Here is a 19,559-nt window from a genome sequence, read left to right as displayed (position 1 = left end):
CCAAAGCGTCGGTTCCTGCTTTTGCCGGGCTGCAGGCTGGGATAGCGTAGGCGGTATGAGCAGTACTACTCGATTCATTCACCTCCGTGTTCACACCGAATATTCCCTGTTGGAAGGCGCCGTGCGGCTGAAAAAGTTGCCCGCGCTTTGCGAGAAGATGGAGATGCCCGCCGTCGCGGTGACAGACACCAATTCGATGTTCTCGGCGCTGGAATTCTCGGTCACCGCCAGCGGGACCGGGGTGCAGCCGATCATGGGTTGTCAGGTCGACCTGACGTATTTGCAGGCGCAGCCGGGGGAAAAGCCCAAAGCGCCCGCGCCGCTGGTGCTGCTGGCGCAGTCCGAGGTGGGCTATGAGAACCTGATGAAGCTCAGCTCGTGCCTTTACGTGGATAAGGGCGGGCAGCTACCGCAAGTCACATTGGAGGAACTTGCGGACCGGTCGGACGGGCTGATCTGCCTGACCGGAGGACCGGACGGGCCGGTTGGGATGTTGCTGCAGCAAAGTCAGCGCCCGGCGGCTGAGGCTTTGATTGATCGGTTGGCGGCGATGTTCCCGGATCGGCTCTATGTCGAACTGCAGCGCCATCCGGGCGAGGGTGGACAACCCGAGGCCGAACGCCTGACCGAGCGCGGCCATGTCGAGATGGCCTATGCCAAGAACCTGCCGCTGGTTGCGACTAACGACGTCTATTTCCCTACAACGGACATGTACGAGGCGCATGACGCGCTGATCTGTATCGCCGAGGGTGCCTATGTCGACCAGCAGGAAGGTCGCCGCCGTCTGACCGCGCAGCACTACTTCAAATCGCAGCAGGAGATGGTGACCCTATTCGCGGACCTGCCCGAGGCCATCGAGAACACCGTAGAGATCGCCAAACGCTGCGCCTTCATGGCCTTTCGCCGCGATCCGATCCTTCCGAAATTTGCTGATGACGAGGTGGCTGAGCTGCGCCGCATCGCGAATGAAGGCCTGCAGAAACGACTGGCCGTGATCCCGCATGCGGTGACGCCCGAGGAATATCAGGAGCGGTTGGATTTTGAACTCGACATCATCGAAGGGATGGGCTTCCCCGGTTACTTCCTGATCGTTGCGGACTTTATCCAATGGGCCAAGGATCACGACATCCCGGTCGGGCCGGGGCGGGGCTCGGGTGCGGGTTCGCTGGTGGCCTATGCGCTGACGATCACCGACCTTGACCCGCTGCGCTATTCTCTGCTGTTCGAACGGTTTCTGAACCCCGAGCGGGTCTCGATGCCCGACTTCGACATCGACTTCTGTATGGACCGCCGCGAGGAAGTGATCCGTTACGTGCAGCAGAAATATGGCCGCGACAAAGTGGGGCAGATCATCACCTTCGGTGCGTTGTTGTCGAAGGCCGCCGTTCGCGACATCGGTCGGGTTCTGCAGATGCCGTACGGGCAGGTCGACCGCCTGTCAAAGATGATCCCGGTGGAAGGGGTCAAGCCCGTCTCCATCGAAAAAGCGCTGAAAGACGAACCGCGCCTGCGCGAAGAGGCGCGGAACGAAGAGGTGGTGGACCGTCTGCTGACCTACGGCCAGCAGGTCGAAGGGCTGCTGCGCAACGCTTCAACCCACGCGGCGGGGGTAGTGATCGGTGATCGCCCGCTGGACGCGTTGGTGCCTCTATATCAGGATCCGCGGTCCGACATGCCGGCAACCCAGTTCAACATGAAATGGGTGGAACAGGCCGGGCTGGTAAAGTTCGACTTTCTGGGCCTGAAAACCCTGACCGTGGTCCAGAACGCGATGGATATCATTTTCAAGTCCGGGCGTCCCTTGCATATCGCGGCGGACGGCACCGAACTTTATGAACCGGCAGAAGGGGCCGAAAACCAGATCAACGCCATTCCGCTGGATGACGAGGCGACGTACAAGCTTTATTCAGCAGCGAAAACGGTAGCGGTGTTTCAGGTTGAATCCTCGGGGATGATGGATGCGCTCAAGCGTATGAAGCCCACCTGTATCGAGGACATCGTGGCCCTTGTGGCCCTCTACCGCCCCGGCCCGATGGAGAACATTCCGACCTATTGTGAGGTCAAGAACGGGCTGCGCGAAATCACCTCGGTTCATCCACTGATCGACCATATCCTTGAGGAAACGCAGGGCATCATCGTTTATCAGGAACAGGTGATGCAGATCGCTCAGGTCATGGCTGGGTACTCCCTTGGTGGTGCCGACCTGCTGCGCCGAGCGATGGGTAAAAAGATCAAAGAGGCGATGGACGCCGAACGCCCAAAATTCGAAAAGGGCGCGGGTGAGAATGGTGTGGATGCCAAGAAGGCTAGCGAAGTTTTCGACCTGCTGGAGAAATTCGCAAACTACGGCTTCAACAAATCCCACGCTGCCGCCTATGCGGTGGTCAGCTATCAGACCGGCTGGCTGAAGGCGAACCACCCGGTCGAGTTCATGGCGGGCGTCATGAACTGCGATATCCACCTGACCGACAAGCTGGCGATCTATTTTGAAGAGGTCCGCAAGGGCCTCGAGTTGCCCTATGTGCCGCCTTGCGTGAACCGATCCTTGGCCACCTTCGACGTCGTGAATGGCGAACTGGTCTACGCGCTGGGCGCGCTAAAGAATGTTGGCGCTGAGGCGATGAACCTCGTGGTCGAGGGACGCGGGGACAAGCCTTTTGTGAACTTGTTCGACTTTGCCCGTCGCGTTGATCTTAAGAAAGTCGGCAAGCGCCCGTTGGAGATGCTGGCGAGGGCTGGAGCTTTTGATCAGCTCGACAAGAACCGTCGTCGTGTGTTCGAAAGCCTCGATCCGCTGGTGCAGTATTCGGCTGCGATCCACGACCAGAAAAACTCGAACCAAGTGTCGTTGTTTGGTGAAGCTGGGGACGACCTGCCCGAACCCCGTCTGTCGCCCACACCCGACTGGCTACCTGCGGAACGCCTAAGCGAAGAATTCAAGGCCATCGGCTTCTACCTCTCGGGTCATCCGCTGGACGACTATATGCCCGCGCTGAAACGTAAGCAGGTGCTGACACTCGACGAAGTAACGGACAAGGCGCGCTCTGGCCCCTTCATCGCCAAGATGGCAGGCGTTGTAGCCGGGCGGCAGGAACGAAAATCCGCGCGTGGCAATCGGTTCGCATTCGCCCAACTCTCGGACCCGACGGGGGCCTATGAGGTCACGTTGTTCTCTGAAACGCTGGAGAAATCGCGTGAGTTTCTGGAAACCGGCGCGCAGGTGGTGCTGACCGCCGAGGCCACGATGGAGGCCGATCAGCTGAAACTGCTGGGCCGTTCGGTGGGGCCGGTGGATGCAGTCGTGGCCGAGGCCGGAGCGACCGGGTTGCGGATTTTCGTGGACGAGCCGGGGGTGGTGGCAACCGTCGCCAAGGTGCTGGAGGACGCGGCCGGTGCGGCCAAGCGGGCCTCCAAAGGGCCGATCCATATCTTCCTGATGGACCCGGGCCTGCCGGGCGATGTTGAGATGGATCTGGGTCAGGATTTCCCGATCAACCCGCAGATCAAGGGCGCTATCAAATCGCTGGATGGCGTGACCGAAGTAGAGGAAATCTGAGCCAGCCATTTGTTGCCACAATGTTTTTGTGCGGCTAGGCTGTGATTATTGCCTCATTTGGGGCGTGTCACGGGAGGGCACCGAAATGGCAATTTCGACGATTGGATTAAGGACTCTGACCTTTGCGGCGGCAGCGTCGTTTGCGTTGGTTTCGGCTTCCGCTGGATTGGCGGATAGCAAGGATGACAAGAAGAAAAAGACGATCGAGGGCGCGCTGATCGGCGCGGGTGTCGGGGCGCTGGTCGGCGATGGCAAGGGCGCGGCGATCGGCGGCGTGGCCGGGGCCATAATCGGGCATAACTGGAAGAAGTGATGGCGATGCGTTTTTTTAAACTTGGAATGTCCGCTTGCGCCGCAATTCTGGCGGCTCCGTGTGTGGTGACGGCTGATGAAGCGGCTGAACAGATGATACAGGACGCCTTGCCAGTCATGCACTACACTTGCGCCTCGATAGCCGAGGAAGCAGATGGTGATGAAGAATTTGTTGTGGCTGTTGTTGGAAAGATGACGGCCCTATCGCTCTACAATCGCCAGATCAATATCGAAGATCACGCGACCACTGAGGAGGAAAAAGCCCAACTGCGGGAAGCGTTTATTGCTGCGCTTTCGGAAGGATGCGCTGCGGACAAGGATGCCCTATTGGGCGGCGTGGTCGACAACGCCGTGAAGACGACGCTGGGTCTGTGATCTATTAGTAATGTGGAGGGCGTTCGTCTCCGAACACGACCCCGCCTGATCCTTCCTGCGCCCGTTCGGCCTCGCGCTGCAACAGCATCTCGACGCGGCGGGTCAGTTGGTCGATTTCGGACTGCTGGCGGGTGACGACCGTGTTCAGCTCTTCGACAGTGCGGGTTAGATGGGCGATCTGTTCTTCCAGATGCTGCATGGGGGACTCCTGTGTCTTGCGCCGGTCATAGCGACCCTGTGACGCCAAGGCCAGCAAAAGCGCGCCTTGCCCCGATGCGGGCCATGGGATAGACCGCGCGCGGAACATGAAAATCCCAAGGACGCCCCACATGGCCAAGCCCAAGAAACAGCCCCGCCCCAAGGCAATTACGCCCAAAGGGTTCCGCGACTATTTCGGCCAGGAAGTCTCGCAGCGCACCGAGATGCTGCGGACTATTGCGGACGTCTATCATCGGTATGGGTTTGATGCGTTAGAGAGCAGCGCGGTTGAAACCGTTGAGGCGCTGGGCAAGTTCCTGCCCGACGTGGATCGCCCGAACGAGGGCGTGTTTGCGTGGCAGGAAGTCGACGAAAACAACAAGGGCGACTGGATGGCTCTGCGCTATGACCTGACCGCGCCTTTGGCCCGGGTCTATGCGCAGCACCGCAACGATCTGCCGACGCCCTATCGCCGTTATGCGATGGGACCGGTCTGGCGGAATGAAAAGCCCGGCCCGGGGCGCTATCGGCAGTTCTATCAGTGTGATGCGGATACTGTGGGAACGGCCTCGATGGCTGCGGATGCCGAGATCTGCGCGATGTTGTCGGATACGCTGGAGACCGTTGGTATCCCTCGCGGCGACTATCTGGTGCGTGTGAATAACCGCAAGGTTCTGAATGGCGTGCTTGAGGCGATGGGCCTCAGTGAAGACGCGGCCGCCCGCGACAACGTCCTACGGACTATCGACAAGTTCGACAAGGTAGGCGAGCAGGGCGTGCGCGAGTTGCTGACCAGGGGGCGTCTGGATGCCTCGGGTGCGTTCATCGACGGTGTTGGCCTCAGCGACGATCAGGCTGAGCCGGTGATTGCCTTCCTGACCTCCAAGGCTGCGGACACAGCTGGCACGCTGGCGAACCTGCGCGCTGCTGTGGGTGACAGCAAGATTGGTGCGGATGGTATTGCCGAGTTGGAACAGATCGGCGCGTTGCTGGATGCTGGCGGGTACGGTGCGGATCGGATCGAAATCGATCCATCGGTCGTGCGTGGTTTGGGTTACTATACCGGGCCGGTGTATGAGGCCGAACTGACCTTTGAAATCTTCGACGAGAAAGGTCGCAAGCGGCAGTTCGGCTCGGTCTCGGGCGGTGGGCGTTATGATGATCTGGTCAAGCGGTTTACCGGGCAGGAAGTACCTGCAACCGGCGTCTCCATCGGCGTTGACCGACTGTTGGCTGCCCTGCGCGAAAAGGGCCGGATCGCGGCGCAGGCCACGGGCCCCGTGGTGGTCACCGTGATGGACCGCGACCGCATGGCTGATTATCAGGCGATGGTGGCCGAGCTGCGCAATGCCGGTATTCGGGCCGAGGTCTATCTGGGCAATCCCAAAAACTTCGGCAATCAGCTGAAATATGCGGACAAGCGGAACTCGCCCATCGCGGTGATCGAAGGTGGTGACGAAAAGGCTAATGGCATCGTCCAAATCAAGGACCTGATTCTTGGTGCAAAGATCGCCGAAAGCGCCACGCTGGAGGAATGGAAAGAGCGCCCCAGTCAGTTCGAAGTGCCGCGCGGTGATCTGGTCGCCAAGGTGCGCGAAATTCTGGACAGTCAGGACTGAGCCATGCCCAACCGTTCCCAGATACAGGCCCGCGCCGCGATGATGCGCGTCCGGTTTGAGGCCGCAGGCGCGCAAGTCGTGGACCCGCCGCTGCTGCAACCGGCCGAAACGCTGCTGGACCTTTATGGTGAGGATATCCGAGCACGCGCCTATGTGACCTCGGACGCGCTGCGGGGTGAGCAGATGCTGCGCCCCGATTTCACCATGCCGGTGGTGCAGATGCACATGAGCGAAGGGGCAGAACCCGCGCGCTATACCTATTCCGGGGAGGTGTTCCGCCGTCAGGAGCACGACCCGGATCGCTCGAACGAGTATATTCAGGTGGGCTACGAGGTCTTTGACCGCGACGATCCCTCGGGGGCCGATGCCGAGGTTTTCTCGCTTTTTGCGCTGCAACTGCGCGGGCTGCCTTTGCGCGCGGCGACCGGGGACATTGGTATCCTGACTGCTGCCGTTCAGGGCCTGCGCACGACAGATCGCCGCAAAACAGCGCTGATGCGGCACTTGTGGCGTCCGCGCCGGTTCCGGGTTTTGCTGGATCGTTTCGCCGGGCGCAAACCCGGTCCGGAAGGGCGCGACGCCCTGTTGAACGCGGACAATCCGTTGGACAACGACATCCCCATGATCGGCAAGCGCCGCGCGTCCGAAGTTGAGGCACGGATCGAGGCCCTGCGCGAAGATCGCGACACGCCGCCGATTTCCGACAACGAACTGGCTGGGCTGGAAACGCTGCTGAACGTGCGTGAAACCATGCCTTTTGCGCTGGAGCAACTGCGCGACGTGGCGGTGGACCTGCCGCAAATCACTCCGGCGCTGGACCGGCTTGAGGCGCGGGTCGCGTCGCTGCAGGCGCGCGGCGTTGATGTGGAGCGATTGGATTTTGAAGCCGCTTATGGCCGAACCTCGATGGAGTACTATGACGGGTTCGTGTTTGGCTTTTATGCTGAGGGCCGCCCAGACCTGCCGCCAATTGCCACCGGCGGGCGCTATGACGCGCTGACCCGACAGCTGGGTAACGGCACCGAAATCCCCGCTGTGGGGGGCGTCATCCGCCCGGACCTGATGCTGGAGATTGAGGAGGGCGCGCAATGAGCCTGAAGCTGGGCGTGCCCTCGAAGGGCCGGTTGATGGAGAAAACCTTCTCGTGGTTCGAAAAGCGCGGCATCACCCTGTCGCGCAGCGGATCGGACCGGGAATATGCGGGCAAGGTCGAGGGGATCGATGGCGTTTCTCTGGTCCTGTTATCCGCCGGGGAGATTCCGCGCGAACTGGCCGCAGGGCGTATTCATATGGGCGTTACCGGCATCGATCTGGTGCATGAAAAACTGCCGCGCTGGGAACAGCAGGTCGAAGAGATTTCGCAGCTTGGGTTTGGCAAGGCTGATCTGATCATTGCCACGCCTGCCTGCTGGGTGGATGTGGACACGCTGGACGATCTGGACGCGGCGGCTGCGGCGTTCCGCAGGACACACTGTCACCGGCTGCGGATTGCGACCAAGTACCACCGGCTGGTGCGCGAGTTTCTGACCGATGCGGGCGTGGCCGATTACACTCTGGTCGATAGTCAGGGTGCAACTGAGGGTACGGTGAAGAACGAAACCGCCGAGGCGATTGCCGATATTACCTCGACCGGGGAAACCCTGCGGGCGAACCACCTGAAAATCCTTTCGGACGGACTGATCCTACAATCGCAGGCGACGCTGTGGCGCAGCCGGGTGGCGAAATGTGATGCAGAGGAAAAGGCGGTTCTGTCCGAGCTTCTGGATCGGCTGCGTTAAAGCACGCCAATTTCTGCCAGGGCGCGGTTGAGGTCATCGGGCAGGGCGTCGTCTTGTTCGCGGCCTTGGGGCAAATCGGCGGGGGTGTCCTCGGGTTTCAGGTAGCGCCAGCCCTGAAACGGGCGCTTCAGCGCGGTCTGGGTGCGGTACAGCTCGGGGTCCAGTACGATGCCGCAGCGGCGGATGCCGTCCTCGCCGCGCACCTCATCCAGCCGCAGGATACGTTGGCGGCATTGGATCACGCCCTTGATGACCCAATAGATTGATCCTCCGTTCAGAATCTCGTCTTCGCGCTTGGGCCACATGCGGGTGACGTGGCGGGGGCAGCCGTCCTCATACAGCGGTCTGCGACTATCCTGCCACGCGATCAACGAGTCGATGCTCTCTGATCCGACCGAGAGTTTTATGAGGTTTACGTACTTATCCACAGCTTTCCCACAGAGTCGTCCATCGACTATCTATCCATTGTAGCTCATGCGCGATTGTCATCAAGGTTTAGTAGATGATAGTCTGTATCCCTCTTCTAACACAGGGAATCGCCAATGAGCCGCTTTGCCGCCCCCATCGCCGAGCAGATCTGGGACATGAAATACCGTTTCAAAAAGGCAGATGGCACGCCCATCGACCACACGGTCGAGGACAGCTGGCGGCGCATCGCCCGCGATCTTGCGCGGGTGGAAAAAGACCCGGCCCATTGGGAAGAAAAGTTCTTTGAGGCGCTGGAAGATTTCAAATACCTGCCTGCCGGTCGCATCACCGCAGGCGCCGGCACCGCGCGGCAGGTGACCCTGTTCAACTGTTTCGTCATGGGCACCGTGCCCGACAGCATGGGCGGCATTTTCGACATGCTTAAAGAGGCCGCGCTGACCATGCAGCAGGGTGGGGGGATCGGTTATGATTTCTCGACCATCCGACCGCGTGGCGCCGATGTGCACGGGGTGGCTGCGGATGCCTCGGGGCCGCTGTCGTTCATGGATGTATGGGATGCGATGTGCCGGACGATCATGTCTGCAGGTTCGCGCCGTGGGGCGATGATGGCGACGATGCGCTGCGATCACCCGGATATTGAACAGTTCATCACCGCGAAATCTGACCCGGCGCGCCTGCGCATGTTCAACATGTCAGTGCTGGTGACCGATCCGTTCATGGAGGCCGTCAAAGCCGATGGGCCTTGGGAGCTGGTGTTCGGTGACAAGGTCTATCACACCGTTCAGGCACGTGATCTGTGGAACAAGATCATGCAGGCCACGTATGATTATGCCGAGCCCGGCGTGATCTTTATCGACCGGATCAATCAGGCCAACAACCTGAGCTATGTCGAGACCATCGCGGCCACCAACCCCTGTGGCGAACAGCCCCTGCCGCCGTATGGCGCGTGCCTGCTGGGGTCTATTAATTTGGCCCGGTTGGTTGCCGAGCCGTTCGAAGACGCCGCACATCTGGACGAGGAGGCGCTGCAAGAACTGGTAGCCACTGCTGTTCGCATGATGGACAATGTGGTGGATGCGTCGAAGTTCCCTCTGCCCGAACAGGCCACCGAGGCGCAGGCCAAGCGCCGGATCGGGCTGGGTGTGACCGGACTGGCCGATGCGCTGCTGATGCAGGGCCTGCGCTATGGGTCCGACGAGGCGGCGCGTCAGACCGAGCGCTGGCTGAAAGCGATCGCCCGCGCCGCGTATCTGGCGTCGGTGGATTTGGCGAAGGAAAAAGGCGCGTTCCCTCTGTTCGATGCCGACAAGTATCTGGCCAGCGGCACCATGCAGCAGATGGACGACGACGTGCGCGAAGCGATCCGCGAGCACGGCATCCGCAACGCTCTGCTAACCTCGATAGCGCCCACAGGCACGATTTCCCTGTACGCGGGCAATGTTTCTTCGGGGATTGAGCCGGTCTTTGCATATGCTTACACGCGTAAGGTGCTGCAAAAGGATGGCTCGCGTACCGAGGAAGAGGTCGTGGACTATGCCGTGCAGATGTGGCGTGACAAGTTCGGCGACAAGTCTCTGCCGGACTATTTCGTCAACGCGCAGACGCTCTCTCCGTCGGATCACGTGAAGATGCAGGCTGCAGCGCAGAAATGGATCGACAGCTCGATTTCCAAAACGATTAACTGCCCTGAAGATATCAGCTTTGACGCGTTCAAGGATGTCTACATGCAGGCCTGGGATCAGGGTTGCAAAGGCTGCACCACCTATCGCCCGAACGATGTTACGGGTTCCGTACTGACCGTGTCGGAAAGCGCAGACACCGCGCCGGGTGAAAGCGCGGCCGCCCCGCATGAGGTCGATGGGGGTGAGGTCGTATATATGTCCGAGCCGCTAGACCGGCCGCAGTCGTTGGAAGGGTCGACCTACAAGCTGAAATGGCCCGACAGTGAGCACGCGATCTACCTGACCATAAACGATATCGTTATCGGCGGACGTCGCCGCCCCTTCGAGGTGTTCATCAACTCGAAGAACATGGAACACTATGCGTGGACGCTGGCCTTAACCCGGATGATCTCGGCAGTGTTCCGTCGTGGCGGTGATGTCTCTTTTGTCGTCGAAGAGCTGAAGGCCGTGTTCGATCCGCGTGGCGGGGCCTGGGTGAAGGGCAAGTATATACCCTCGATCCTGGCCGCGATCGGTGGAGTAATCGAACAACACCTGATCAATATTGGTTTCCTTGAGGGGGAAGGGATGGGGCTGAAGTCTGATCCGCAAGCGCAGGTTGTCAACATGGATGCGCCACGCGGCAAGGCCTGCCCGTCCTGCGGCCAGTTCGATATGGTGATGATTGAAGGGTGCATGACCTGTCGTAGCTGCGGCCATTCGAAATGTGGTTAGAGGGCTGTGTCGGTTTTGTTGATCGACATATAAGATGACCCTTCTTGACGCCGAGCTGCCATTTCTCGGCGTCAAACCCGTTTTTGCCCAGACCCAATGACAAAAAAGAGCCCGGAGAGGATCTGGCTTAGTTGGAGTTCGGTGGGAAAGTTAGATCGTTGGCGTTGATAAAATATTGGTTTTGCCGCACTCGTCGGCGGCACAATACCAACTCAGCAGCGGGACACTATTAGAAGAAATCGACAGCACGACGTAGTTTTCCCTCGTGCCATTTGTTGCGATCCTTAACGTACTCCAAACGTCTGACCGGTAAACAATGCGAACGTAGGTCTGTTCCATTCAATATCATCCGTGAACTCTCGGACGAAATGGCGATCCATATCTGGACAGCTTGTAAGATTTTTTCTAACAATGTTATGATATCACATAATGACATCAGGAAAAGAGCAGTGATTTCCCAGGCAGCACAAGACGCAAACTTCACGAAAGACAGACGGATACCTGTCACTGTTCTGACCGGTTTTCTGGGCGCCGGTAAGACAACGCTCCTGAATGCGGTGCTATCTGCCGCCTCCGCCGGAAGAATCGCGGTTATCGTGAATGAATTCGGCGAGGCCGGGTTGGATCATGATCTGACCGAGTCGGTTGAGGATGAAGTCATCCTGATGCAATCCGGCTGTCTGTGTTGTTCCATTCGTGGGGACTTGGCAGGGACCATTGCAGATCTGGTCGAGCGGCGCGACGACGGATTGCTTCAATTTGAACGGATCGTCATCGAAACCACGGGGCTTGCCGATCCGGGCCCCATTCTGCAAACACTTTTGGTCGATCCTGAACTGGCACGCACGACCCGCATGGATGGTTTGGTGACCCTCGTGGACGCGGTCAACGGGTCCGAGACGCTGGATGCGCAGTTCGAGGCGGTCTCGCAAGTCGCGATGGCTGACCTGATCCTGCTCAGCAAAACCGATCTTGTTTCCAAACCCGAGGCAGATGTTCTTTCACGGCGGCTAAGCGGCCTGAACCCCACCGCCCGGATCGAGCGGCCCGTGGCCGGGCAGTTTGATCCGAAAAAGCTCTGGGGTTTGAGCGGCCTACGCAAGGACGTAGACCAAAGGGATGCCATTACCTGGACGACACCTACTCTGCCCGAAGTAGACCCGTTGGCCAACCTTTCCGGTTTTTCCAAACCCAAGCCTTTGGCGTTTGCCCCGACGCCTCATGATACGCGGATCAGTTCCGCTTCGATCATTCTGGATGCGCCGATCAAGGATTCCACCTTTGACTATTGGCTGGACTCGCTGATCGCCCTCAAAGGACCTGATATTCTGCGCGTCAAAGGCATCGTGTTTCTCAAAGGTATCGACGTGCCTTTTGTGTTTCACGGCGTGCAGCACATTTTTGACCCGCCCGTCCCGCTGAAGAATTGGATTGGGGATGACCGCCGTTCCCGCATTGTGGTTATCGCGCGTGACCTCAGCCATCCCGAATTGCAGCGCAGTCTTGACATGCTGCGCGCCCATCAACCCAACAACGCCACGAAAGAAGAATTTCTAAGCCATGACTGATACCCGCCTTCCCGTCACCGTCCTGTCCGGCTTTCTCGGGGCCGGAAAAACTACCCTTTTGAACCGCGCGCTGAACAACCGCGAAGGTCGACGTGTTGCCGTCATTGTCAACGATATGTCTGAGGTGAATATCGACGCTGATCTGGTACGTGCCGAAACCGAACTAAGCCGTACCGATGAGACGCTGGTTGAGATGTCGAATGGCTGCATCTGCTGCACGCTGCGCGATGACTTGCTGGATGAAGTGCGGCGGCTGGCTGCGGAAGGTCGGTTCGACTATCTGTTGATCGAGTCTACCGGCATCTCGGAACCCTTGCCCGTCGCGGCGACTTTTGATTTCCGTGACGAGGACGGCGAAAGCCTTTCCGATGTTGCCCGCCTTGACACGATGGTTACTGTCGTCGACGCCGTGAACCTGCTCAAGGACTTCTCCAGCCATGATTTCCTGCATGACCGCGGCGAAACGATGGGTGAAGGCGATGAGCGTACGCTGGTTCATCTGCTAACGGACCAGATCGAGTTTGCTGACGTTGTCATCCTAAACAAGATTGATGATGCGGGGCCGGAACGCACCGACGCCGCTCGTAAAATCATCCGCAGCCTGAACGCGGACGCAAAGATCATCGAGACGAACCACTCCGAAGTCGACAGCGACTCTATTCTGGATACCGGCTTGTTCGATTTCGAAGCAGCCCATCAACATCCGATGTGGGTTAAAGAGCTTTACGGTTTCGCCGACCACGTCCCGGAAACCGAAGAATACGGGGTTGCGTCTTATGTCTACCGCGCCCGTCAGCCGTTTGAGCCCGAGAAAATTCTGGCCCTGCTCAACGGTGACTTGCCGGGTGTGATCCGGGCAAAGGGGCATTTCTGGATCGCAACACGGCCCGAATGGGTGGCCGAGTTTTCCCTCGCCGGTGCCCTGTCGAGCGTTCAGCCGATTGGCACGTGGTGGGCGTCGGTGCCCGATACCCGGTGGCCGGACCACCCCTCGGTGCTGGATTACATCAAACAGCACTGGGCAGAGCCATGGGGCGACCGGCGGCAAGAGTTGGTCTTTATCGGTGCGGGTATCGACTGGCCGCTGTTGAAGTCCCGGCTTGACGCCTGTTTGCTGTCTGAGGCGGTCGCCTCTGGACCGGACGTTCTGCCCATTGACCTGCCTGATCCATTCCCGCTTTGGCGCCGCGTGGAGGATGCCGCATGAGCTTTATCCAAACGGAATTTAATGATGCAGCGGTGGGTGTTGGTGTGGCCGACACCTCGGCTGGATTGGCAGAAATTGAAAAGCCGGGGTGCGCCGCGACGATTTGGCGGCGTCAGCTTGGTTCAGAGTTTCAGGCATGGGTTGATGCGCTTGATCCATCGCAACTGCCAACGGCGCGTCTTGTTCTTCGCACCGACGCGATCCCAAATGCCCTAAGGCATTTGTGCGACATCGCAGGTATGGAAGACACGGCTGAACGCAATTGGTTCGAAAAGGACATCGCTGATTTGGCTGCAGGTTTTGCCAAGATCATGCGTGCACCCTATCTGCGCCTTCGATTGGACGCGATCAGCACCAACGCCTGCCGGAAATTTCATATCGACGCGATCTATGCGCGTCTGATCTGCACCTATCGGGGCACCGGCACACAATACGGCATTTCGACAGATGGCGAAGATCCAACGCGGGTTTTCACCGTCTCGACCGGTGCTCCGATGGTCATGCGTGGCACGCTGTGGCCGCAGGACCCACCCGTAGGTCTGGTGCACCGCTCACCACCGATTGCAGGCACGGGTGAAACGCGACTGGTACTTGTGCTAGACCCTGTATTCGACCTGGATGAGGCTGATTGATCGGGCGAAGGTTTGACCAAGCGCAATTCTGCGGGAACTTCACCACTCGTTAATGCCTTCCCCCCAATATTACTTGCTAGATGATTCCCTTAAGCAACAAATTCGTTAATGCTACGTTAACGTCTCTTTTCCGCCTTATTTTGCGTTGATAAGAGTTGCCTAATCGTTAGTGGTGAGTTGAAAGTGCAGGCGGGTACAATGAGAGCCGGACAAAACGGTCGTAAAGCCATATTGTGGAGTCAGACAGAAATTGATGGACTTGAGGCGGCGCCTTTGTCCTATCTGACTATCGGCGCAGCTTGGTCATGGCGCGGACAAGCGCGTTATCTTGTTGAAACTGCTGCGAGGGCGGTGGAATGGGCCGGGACTGTCGGCGCCAGTGCTGCTGCGACGCTGGAACATTGCGCTCAGGTCCAGAGCTTGCCGGAAGAAGCCAGTGGCCTACTGGTATTAACCAACGGCGCGCAGACTTTCACAGCAACCTTGTTTCCAATTGCAGGAGAATCAGTGCCGCTGCTGGTCTTTGAAGGGGACTACCCAGCACGGGATCAGGAATTCTGGATCAGTGACATCACTGCAAGCGAGTGCCGCGCTGACGATGCGACGCGGATGGATAACACCGTTGTCGCGTTCCCAACCCGTTCAAAGCAAAGCCTGGATGAGCCGGACCATCGGTATGCGATCACGGCTGGTCGCAGGGCTGATTAAGACGTCCCTAAAGTAACCAAGTTTTCCTGGCGGAAATTTCGGTTCTATTCAGGGCGGCATGTTGACTCTGCCGATTTCACGGATATAAGCGCGGCTTCATTGGTGTTGGTGGCCCCCGCAAGGGGATGCCTGTCATGGGGGAAACCTCAAGAGGACAACGCCCTTCATAGTGGCCCGCAGGGCCTCGATCATAACGAAGGAGATCAGCCGTGACCAAACGCACGTCTGCCAAGTACAAAATCGACCGCCGGATGGGCGAAAACATCTGGGGTCGTCCGAAATCCCCGATCAACCGTCGTGAATATGGCCCCGGCCAACACGGTCAGCGCCGCAAGGGTAAACTGTCGGACTTCGGTCTGCAGCTGCGCGCCAAGCAGAAGCTGAAAGGCTATTACGGCGACCTGACCGAGAAGCAGTTCCGTCGCATCTACGCCGAAGCCGAGCGTGTCAAAGGCGACACCGGTGAAAACCTGATCGGTCTGCTGGAGCGCCGCCTGGACGCCGTCGTTTACCGCGCCAAGTTCGTGCCGACCGTTTTTGCTGCACGTCAGTTCGTGAACCATGGCCACGTCAAAGTGAACGGCAAGCGGGTCAACATCCCCAGCTACCGTGTCAAAGAAGGCGACGTCATCGAAGTACGTGACAAGTCCAAGCAGCTGGCTGTTGTTCTGGAAGCCGTTGGCCTGGCCGAGCGTGATGTGCCTGACTACATCGACGCCGATCACTCGAAAATGACCGCGACCTTCGTGCGCGCACCGGGCCTGAGCGATGTGCCTTACCCGGTCATGATGGAACCGAACCTGGTCGTCGAATTCTACGCGAAGAACTAATCTTCGCCGACACCGAGAGTTTCGAGGCCGCGCAACCTGCGCGGCCTTTTTCGTTTCGCTATGGTCCTGTTCAGGCTGCGCTCGGCGATCCGATGTCCTGTCGCGGAGAGACGCCGAATTTGCGCGAGTATTCTCGGCTGAATTGCGTCGGACTTTCATACCCCACTTCAAAAGCGGTCTGGGATACACTGAGCCCGCGATGGGACAGCAGCCTGCGCGCTTCGAGCAGCCTCAGGTCTTTTTGGTACTGCAACGGTGACTTCGCGGTGACCGATTTGAAATGAGCGTGAAAGGCCGAAACGCTCATACCCGCTGTGTGCGCAAGGTCGGATACGGGTAACTGGGTTCGGAAATCCGCCCGGATGAGGTCAATGGCCCGTGCAATCCTGCTGGCGGCACTGTCACGCCACAGCATTTGTCGCAACATCCCCCCGTGATCCGCCTGCAGCAACCGATAGTGGATTTCTCGGCTGATCATCGGCGCAAGTACTTGCCGGTCCATCGCGGTCTGGCTGGCGCGAAACAGGCGGGCCATAGCGTCGACCATCTCGTCCGAGGCTTGAGATACGGCCAGGCTGAGGGCTTCTTCAGGCTGGGATGGTGCAGTCTCAACCTCATCGTAGAGGCCACGCAGAACGGATAGGTCCAGCGAAAGAACCAGACCCACATAGGGTGTCTGACGGCTCGCCTCGGTGACCGAAGCCAAAACCGGCAGTGCGTGGCTGACGATCAGGGAGTCTCCCGCTCCGAAATGAACCAGCCGGTCGCCAATGCGGGTTTCTTTTCTGCCTTGTAGAACCAGGCAGACAATAGGATCGTAGACTTGGGCTTCGATGGACTTGGTTTTGACGTCGTGCAGCAGCCCCAGACCGTCCAGCGCAGTTGGGTAGAACTGCGCATCTTCGGGTTGACCACGCACGGTTTCGCAGATTTCCGCAATCAGATCAGTTTGTGTCATGTCCGGCCTCGCACTCCGTTCATGAGTATTCTGCCCGACCATGCCTGACCAGTGAAAACCCGAAGGTTCAGAGGAATAGGCAGAAGTTGAGGAGAATCCGGCATGCCACAAGCGGCGCAAGGGCCTATCTGTGTGCCAGGCCTATCCTAGTGGAGAACGATTATGGCACAAACCATCCTCATTACCGGCGCGTCGTCCGGCATCGGCAAAGTCACTGCTGAACTGTTTCAGCAAAAAGGCTGGAATGTCATCGCCACCATGCGCAGTCCCGAGAAAGAAACCGAGTTGGCGCAGCTCGAGAATGTTCTTGTCACCCGGCTGGATGTCACCGACGAGGCTTCGATCACGGCGGCGTTCGCAGAAGGGATCGCGCGGTTTGGCCAGATTGATGTGCTGCTGAACAACGCAGGTTACGGCGCTTATGGACCGTTGGAGGCCTTTCCGATGGACCGGATCCGGCGGCAGTTCGACACAAACGTGATTGGTCTGCTGGCCGTGACCAAGGCTGTGTTGCCGCATATGCGGGCTAACGGGTCGGGGTGCATCGTTAATATCTCGTCCATCGGTGGGCAGATCACCTTCCCACTCGGAGCGCTGTATCATGGTACAAAATTCGCGGTCGAAGGCCTGTCGGAGTCGCTGCATTACGAACTTGCTGCCGCCGGTATCAAGGTGAAGATCGTCGAACCCGGCCTGATCGCCACCGATTTCGGCGGTCGGTCCTTCGATTTCGTCAATGATGAAAGCATGAACGAATACCAGCCTGTGGTGCAGGCCCTGTTCAGCACATGGGGGTCCGAGGAAATGGCCGAACGCACCTCGTCGCCCAGTGTCGTGGCCGAAGTCATCCTGAACGCGGTGACGGACGGGACGGACACGCTGCGCTATCGGGCCGGGGCCGATGCGGTTGAATTGTTGGACAACCGCAAGGCTCTGGATGATGCTACCTTCATTGGCGGTATGAAAACGATGCTTGGGCTTGGCTGAACTCAGATTGGCAGCGGTCGCCCCTCGGCGATCGCTTCCATCGCAAAATATGAGGTCACGCTGTCCAGTTCGACCTTCTCGATCAGGCGTTGATAGACTTTGTCATACGACGCCATGTCCTCGGTCACGACTTTCAACTGATAGTCATAGTCGCCACCAATGCGGTGGAAATCCACCACCTCGGGAATGGTTAGAACATGGCTGCGAAAGGCCTGCAGCCACTCGGTCGAGTGGTGCCGGGTGCGCAGCATGACGAAGACCACAAGGCTCAACCCCAGTTTCTCGCGTGCGATCCGGGCGGTTGAGCCAATGATCACGCCATCCTCGTTCAATGCCTTCAGTCGTCGCCAGCAGGCATTTTGTGATAAGCCAACCCGATCCGCCAGTTCGCGTTGCGACAACGTGGCGTCGGTTTGCAGCTCACGCAGGATGCGTTTGTCAATTTGATCTATTTTCTGTGCCATATGAAGTCATATGACACAAAAAGAGAAGGAGCTGTCAAAAGAAAGGTGAAGTTTCCTCGGGAAAACCAAATCACATTAGAAGGGCAATACGGAGCCCTTGCCATGACCCTGTCCAAATTTCGTGCGGACATTCTGTCCACCACTCACAATTCAAGTCTGCGCGACGGGTTGATCGGAGAGAACGTTCTGATCCCGGGTCTGCATGGGGACGTCCCGCTGGTTTATGCGGATTACGTCGCCTCGGGCCGTGCGCTGCGGCAGGTTGAGGATTTTGTCGCCCATGAGGTGCTGCCCTTCTATGCCAACAGCCATACCGAGGCCTCCTATTGCGGGTCTTACGTGACCCGTCTGCGCCGTGAAGCACGCGCAGAGATAGCCCGCATCGTTGGCGCGAGGGGGGAAGACGCGGTGATCTTCACCGGGTCCGGCGCCACTGCGGGTCTGAACCGGCTGGTCAGTTTGTTGGGTACGGATGCGGCTGACCGGCCGGTTGTTTTAATTGGGCCGTACGAGCACCACTCGAACATTCTGCCCTGGCGCGAAAGCAAGGCGCAGGTGATCGAGATCCCCGAAGCCGCCGAGGGGGGCGTTGATCTTGCCGCGCTGGAGCGGGCGTTGGTCGATAATGCCGGTTCCGATCTGATCATCGGGTCGTTCTCGGCCGCATCGAATGTTACCGGGATCATCACAGATCCGGACCCGATCACCCGGTTGCTCAAGGCGCATGGTGCGGTGTCGGTTTGGGATTACGCAGGCGGCGGTCCCTACCTGCCGATGGATATGGGGCCGGAGAATGCGCGCAAGGATGCCATCGTTGTTTCACCACATAAGTTTCCGGGCGGACCGGGTGCTTCGGGCGTGCTGATCGTCAACCAGAACGCTGTGAAACGCACATGCCCCAGTTGGCCGGGCGGCGGAACGGTTAGTTTCGTCTCACCGTGGCGGCATGACTACAGCGAGGATTTGGCGGCGCGGGAAGAGGCCGGAACGCCCAACGTGATCGGGGATATCCGCGCGGCGCTGGCGTTCATCGTCAAGGATGTGGTGGGCACCCATGAGATTTCCCGCCGCGAGGCGCAGTACAACCGCATGGCGTTGGAAGGGTGGGGTAACAACCCGAACCTGACCCTGCTGGGCACTGACAATCCACATCGCCTGCCGATCTATTCGTTCCTGGTGCGGGACAACTCGGGTCAGCCGGTGCATCAGCAACTGTTCACCCGGATGCTCAGCGATATCTACGGTATTCAGGCGCGGGGCGGCTGTGCCTGTGCCGGGCCCTATGCGCATCGTCTGTTGGGGATCGATCGGGAAACGTCGGAGGAATTGCACGCAGCGCTGTCCGCCGGGGAAGAGATGAAGAAACCGGGATGGGTACGCCTGAACTTCTCGTATTTGATGAGCGAAGAGACGGTTCAGTTCATCATCGACAGCGTCAACGACCTGTCCCGCCGGACAGAGGAATTCGCGCCCTATTACAGTGCTGACCCGGCAACCGCCCGCTTCAAAGCGGCGTGACGGAATTGCCGCTTTTCTCAACGC

At 58.9% G+C, this 19,559-nt stretch carries 18 protein-coding genes; 14 read left to right on the top strand and 4 right to left on the bottom strand.

Annotated elements, in window-relative coordinates; all coding sequences use genetic code 11:
• The first annotated feature begins 55 nt into the window (after nt 1–55).
• The 3 genes from dnaE (at nt 56) to ACR0ER_RS18535 (ending at nt 4,243) form a co-directional block, all read left to right on the top strand.
• The gene (dnaE, locus tag ACR0ER_RS18545) at nt 56–3,556 is read left to right on the top strand and encodes a DNA polymerase III subunit alpha (protein WP_480770215.1); all 3,501 of its coding nucleotides are present in this window, start codon (nt 56–58) and stop codon (nt 3,554–3,556) included.
• 85 nt (nt 3,557–3,641) lie between these two features.
• Nucleotides 3,642–3,869, top strand: a complete 228-nt coding sequence (locus ACR0ER_RS18540; protein ID WP_480770214.1) for a YMGG-like glycine zipper-containing protein — start codon at nt 3,642–3,644, stop codon at nt 3,867–3,869.
• The gene (locus ACR0ER_RS18535) at nt 3,869–4,243 is read left to right on the top strand and encodes a hypothetical protein (RefSeq protein WP_480770213.1); all 375 of its coding nucleotides are present in this window, start codon (nt 3,869–3,871) and stop codon (nt 4,241–4,243) included. Before ACR0ER_RS18540 ends, ACR0ER_RS18535 begins: the two co-directional genes overlap by 1 nt.
• A 4-nt stretch (nt 4,244–4,247) precedes the next feature.
• Here ACR0ER_RS18535 and ACR0ER_RS18530 read toward each other — a convergent pair whose 3' ends face one another.
• A complete protein-coding gene (locus tag ACR0ER_RS18530; RefSeq protein WP_170332507.1) occupies nt 4,248–4,442 on the bottom strand; it encodes a SlyX family protein in 195 nt (64 codons plus the stop codon).
• 130 nt (nt 4,443–4,572) lie between these two features.
• Between ACR0ER_RS18530 and hisS the strand changes: the two genes are divergently transcribed.
• Genes hisS through hisG form a run of 3 tightly spaced genes read left to right on the top strand, consistent with a single transcriptional unit; the run spans nt 4,573 to nt 7,838 of the window.
• Nucleotides 4,573–6,060 carry a histidine--tRNA ligase gene (gene hisS, locus ACR0ER_RS18525; protein WP_480770212.1) on the top strand — a complete coding sequence of 496 codons (1,488 nt, stop codon included), beginning with the start codon at nt 4,573–4,575 and terminating at the stop codon, nt 6,058–6,060.
• A gap of 3 nt (nt 6,061–6,063) precedes the next feature.
• Nucleotides 6,064–7,152 carry an ATP phosphoribosyltransferase regulatory subunit gene (locus ACR0ER_RS18520; RefSeq protein ID WP_480770211.1) on the top strand — a complete coding sequence of 363 codons (1,089 nt, stop codon included), beginning with the start codon at nt 6,064–6,066 and terminating at the stop codon, nt 7,150–7,152.
• Nucleotides 7,149–7,838, top strand: a complete 690-nt coding sequence (hisG, locus tag ACR0ER_RS18515) for an ATP phosphoribosyltransferase (protein WP_480770210.1) — start codon at nt 7,149–7,151, stop codon at nt 7,836–7,838. The genes ACR0ER_RS18520 and hisG overlap by 4 nt, the downstream gene beginning before the upstream one ends.
• On the opposite strand, the gene ACR0ER_RS18510 is transcribed toward hisG, so the two are convergent.
• The gene (locus tag ACR0ER_RS18510; protein WP_480770209.1) at nt 7,835–8,266 is read right to left on the bottom strand and encodes a DUF1489 family protein; all 432 of its coding nucleotides are present in this window, start codon (nt 8,264–8,266) and stop codon (nt 7,835–7,837) included. The genes hisG and ACR0ER_RS18510 overlap by 4 nt on opposite strands.
• 114 nt (nt 8,267–8,380) lie before the next feature.
• Here ACR0ER_RS18510 and ACR0ER_RS18505 point away from each other — a divergent pair, with 114 nt between their 5' ends.
• The 6 genes from ACR0ER_RS18505 to rpsD all read left to right on the top strand — a co-directional run bounded on the left by ACR0ER_RS18505 (nt 8,381) and on the right by rpsD (nt 15,608).
• Nucleotides 8,381–10,663, top strand: a complete 2,283-nt coding sequence (locus ACR0ER_RS18505; protein ID WP_480770208.1) for an adenosylcobalamin-dependent ribonucleoside-diphosphate reductase — start codon at nt 8,381–8,383, stop codon at nt 10,661–10,663.
• A 449-nt stretch (nt 10,664–11,112) separates the two neighbouring features.
• The gene (locus ACR0ER_RS18500; protein WP_480770207.1) at nt 11,113–12,231 is read left to right on the top strand and encodes a CobW family GTP-binding protein; all 1,119 of its coding nucleotides are present in this window, start codon (nt 11,113–11,115) and stop codon (nt 12,229–12,231) included.
• A complete protein-coding gene (locus ACR0ER_RS18495; protein WP_480770206.1) occupies nt 12,224–13,438 on the top strand; it encodes a GTP-binding protein in 1,215 nt (404 codons plus the stop codon). Before ACR0ER_RS18500 ends, ACR0ER_RS18495 begins: the two co-directional genes overlap by 8 nt.
• The gene (locus ACR0ER_RS18490; protein WP_480770205.1) at nt 13,435–14,070 is read left to right on the top strand and encodes a DUF1826 domain-containing protein; all 636 of its coding nucleotides are present in this window, start codon (nt 13,435–13,437) and stop codon (nt 14,068–14,070) included. The genes ACR0ER_RS18495 and ACR0ER_RS18490 overlap by 4 nt, the downstream gene beginning before the upstream one ends.
• A 198-nt stretch (nt 14,071–14,268) precedes the next feature.
• Nucleotides 14,269–14,778, top strand: coding sequence for a hypothetical protein (locus ACR0ER_RS18485; RefSeq protein ID WP_480770204.1), 510 nt, complete (start codon nt 14,269–14,271; stop codon nt 14,776–14,778).
• Between the two features lie 209 nt (nt 14,779–14,987).
• On the top strand, nt 14,988–15,608 hold the full coding sequence (gene rpsD / locus ACR0ER_RS18480) for a 30S ribosomal protein S4 (protein WP_170332083.1): 621 nt from the start codon (nt 14,988–14,990) through the stop codon (nt 15,606–15,608).
• 70 nt (nt 15,609–15,678) lie between these two features.
• Here rpsD and ACR0ER_RS18475 read toward each other — a convergent pair whose 3' ends face one another.
• Nucleotides 15,679–16,566: an AraC family transcriptional regulator gene (locus ACR0ER_RS18475; protein ID WP_480770203.1), complete on the bottom strand. Its 888-nt coding sequence runs from the start codon at nt 16,564–16,566 to the stop codon at nt 15,679–15,681.
• 162 nt (nt 16,567–16,728) lie between these two features.
• Between ACR0ER_RS18475 and ACR0ER_RS18470 the strand changes: the two genes are divergently transcribed.
• Nucleotides 16,729–17,553 carry an SDR family oxidoreductase gene (locus ACR0ER_RS18470; RefSeq protein WP_480770202.1) on the top strand — a complete coding sequence of 275 codons (825 nt, stop codon included), beginning with the start codon at nt 16,729–16,731 and terminating at the stop codon, nt 17,551–17,553.
• A gap of 2 nt (nt 17,554–17,555) precedes the next feature.
• On the opposite strand, the gene ACR0ER_RS18465 is transcribed toward ACR0ER_RS18470, so the two are convergent.
• Nucleotides 17,556–18,017: an Lrp/AsnC family transcriptional regulator gene (locus tag ACR0ER_RS18465; protein ID WP_170332077.1), complete on the bottom strand. Its 462-nt coding sequence runs from the start codon at nt 18,015–18,017 to the stop codon at nt 17,556–17,558.
• A gap of 102 nt (nt 18,018–18,119) precedes the next feature.
• On the opposite strand from ACR0ER_RS18465, the gene ACR0ER_RS18460 reads away from it, so the two are divergent.
• Entirely contained in the window at nt 18,120–19,535 is a 1,416-nt protein-coding gene (locus ACR0ER_RS18460; RefSeq protein ID WP_480770201.1) for an aminotransferase class V-fold PLP-dependent enzyme, read from the top strand.
• Nucleotides 19,536–19,559: the final 24 nt, after the last annotated feature.

Source organism: Ruegeria sp. CH8 (assembly GCF_056536985.1).
The sequence above is the reverse complement of the archived record's forward strand: the minus strand, read 5'-3'. Positions and strand labels throughout refer to the sequence as shown.

Coding starts and splice junctions, on each gene's coding strand:
- dnaE (WP_480770215.1), top strand. CDS start 56: ATGAGCAGTACTACTCGATTCATTCACCTCCGTGTTCACACCGAATAT.
- ACR0ER_RS18540 (WP_480770214.1), top strand. CDS start 3,642: ATGGCAATTTCGACGATTGGATTAAGGACTCTGACCTTTGCGGCGGCA.
- ACR0ER_RS18535 (WP_480770213.1), top strand. CDS start 3,869: ATGGCGATGCGTTTTTTTAAACTTGGAATGTCCGCTTGCGCCGCAATT.
- ACR0ER_RS18530 (WP_170332507.1), bottom strand. CDS start 4,442: ATGCAGCATCTGGAAGAACAGATCGCCCATCTAACCCGCACTGTCGAA.
- hisS (WP_480770212.1), top strand. CDS start 4,573: ATGGCCAAGCCCAAGAAACAGCCCCGCCCCAAGGCAATTACGCCCAAA.
- ACR0ER_RS18520 (WP_480770211.1), top strand. CDS start 6,064: ATGCCCAACCGTTCCCAGATACAGGCCCGCGCCGCGATGATGCGCGTC.
- hisG (WP_480770210.1), top strand. CDS start 7,149: ATGAGCCTGAAGCTGGGCGTGCCCTCGAAGGGCCGGTTGATGGAGAAA.
- ACR0ER_RS18505 (WP_480770208.1), top strand. CDS start 8,381: ATGAGCCGCTTTGCCGCCCCCATCGCCGAGCAGATCTGGGACATGAAA.
- ACR0ER_RS18495 (WP_480770206.1), top strand. CDS start 12,224: ATGACTGATACCCGCCTTCCCGTCACCGTCCTGTCCGGCTTTCTCGGG.
- ACR0ER_RS18490 (WP_480770205.1), top strand. CDS start 13,435: ATGAGCTTTATCCAAACGGAATTTAATGATGCAGCGGTGGGTGTTGGT.
- ACR0ER_RS18485 (WP_480770204.1), top strand. CDS start 14,269: ATGAGAGCCGGACAAAACGGTCGTAAAGCCATATTGTGGAGTCAGACA.
- ACR0ER_RS18475 (WP_480770203.1), bottom strand. CDS start 16,566: ATGACACAAACTGATCTGATTGCGGAAATCTGCGAAACCGTGCGTGGT.
- ACR0ER_RS18470 (WP_480770202.1), top strand. CDS start 16,729: ATGGCACAAACCATCCTCATTACCGGCGCGTCGTCCGGCATCGGCAAA.
- ACR0ER_RS18465 (WP_170332077.1), bottom strand. CDS start 18,017: ATGGCACAGAAAATAGATCAAATTGACAAACGCATCCTGCGTGAGCTG.
- ACR0ER_RS18460 (WP_480770201.1), top strand. CDS start 18,120: ATGACCCTGTCCAAATTTCGTGCGGACATTCTGTCCACCACTCACAAT.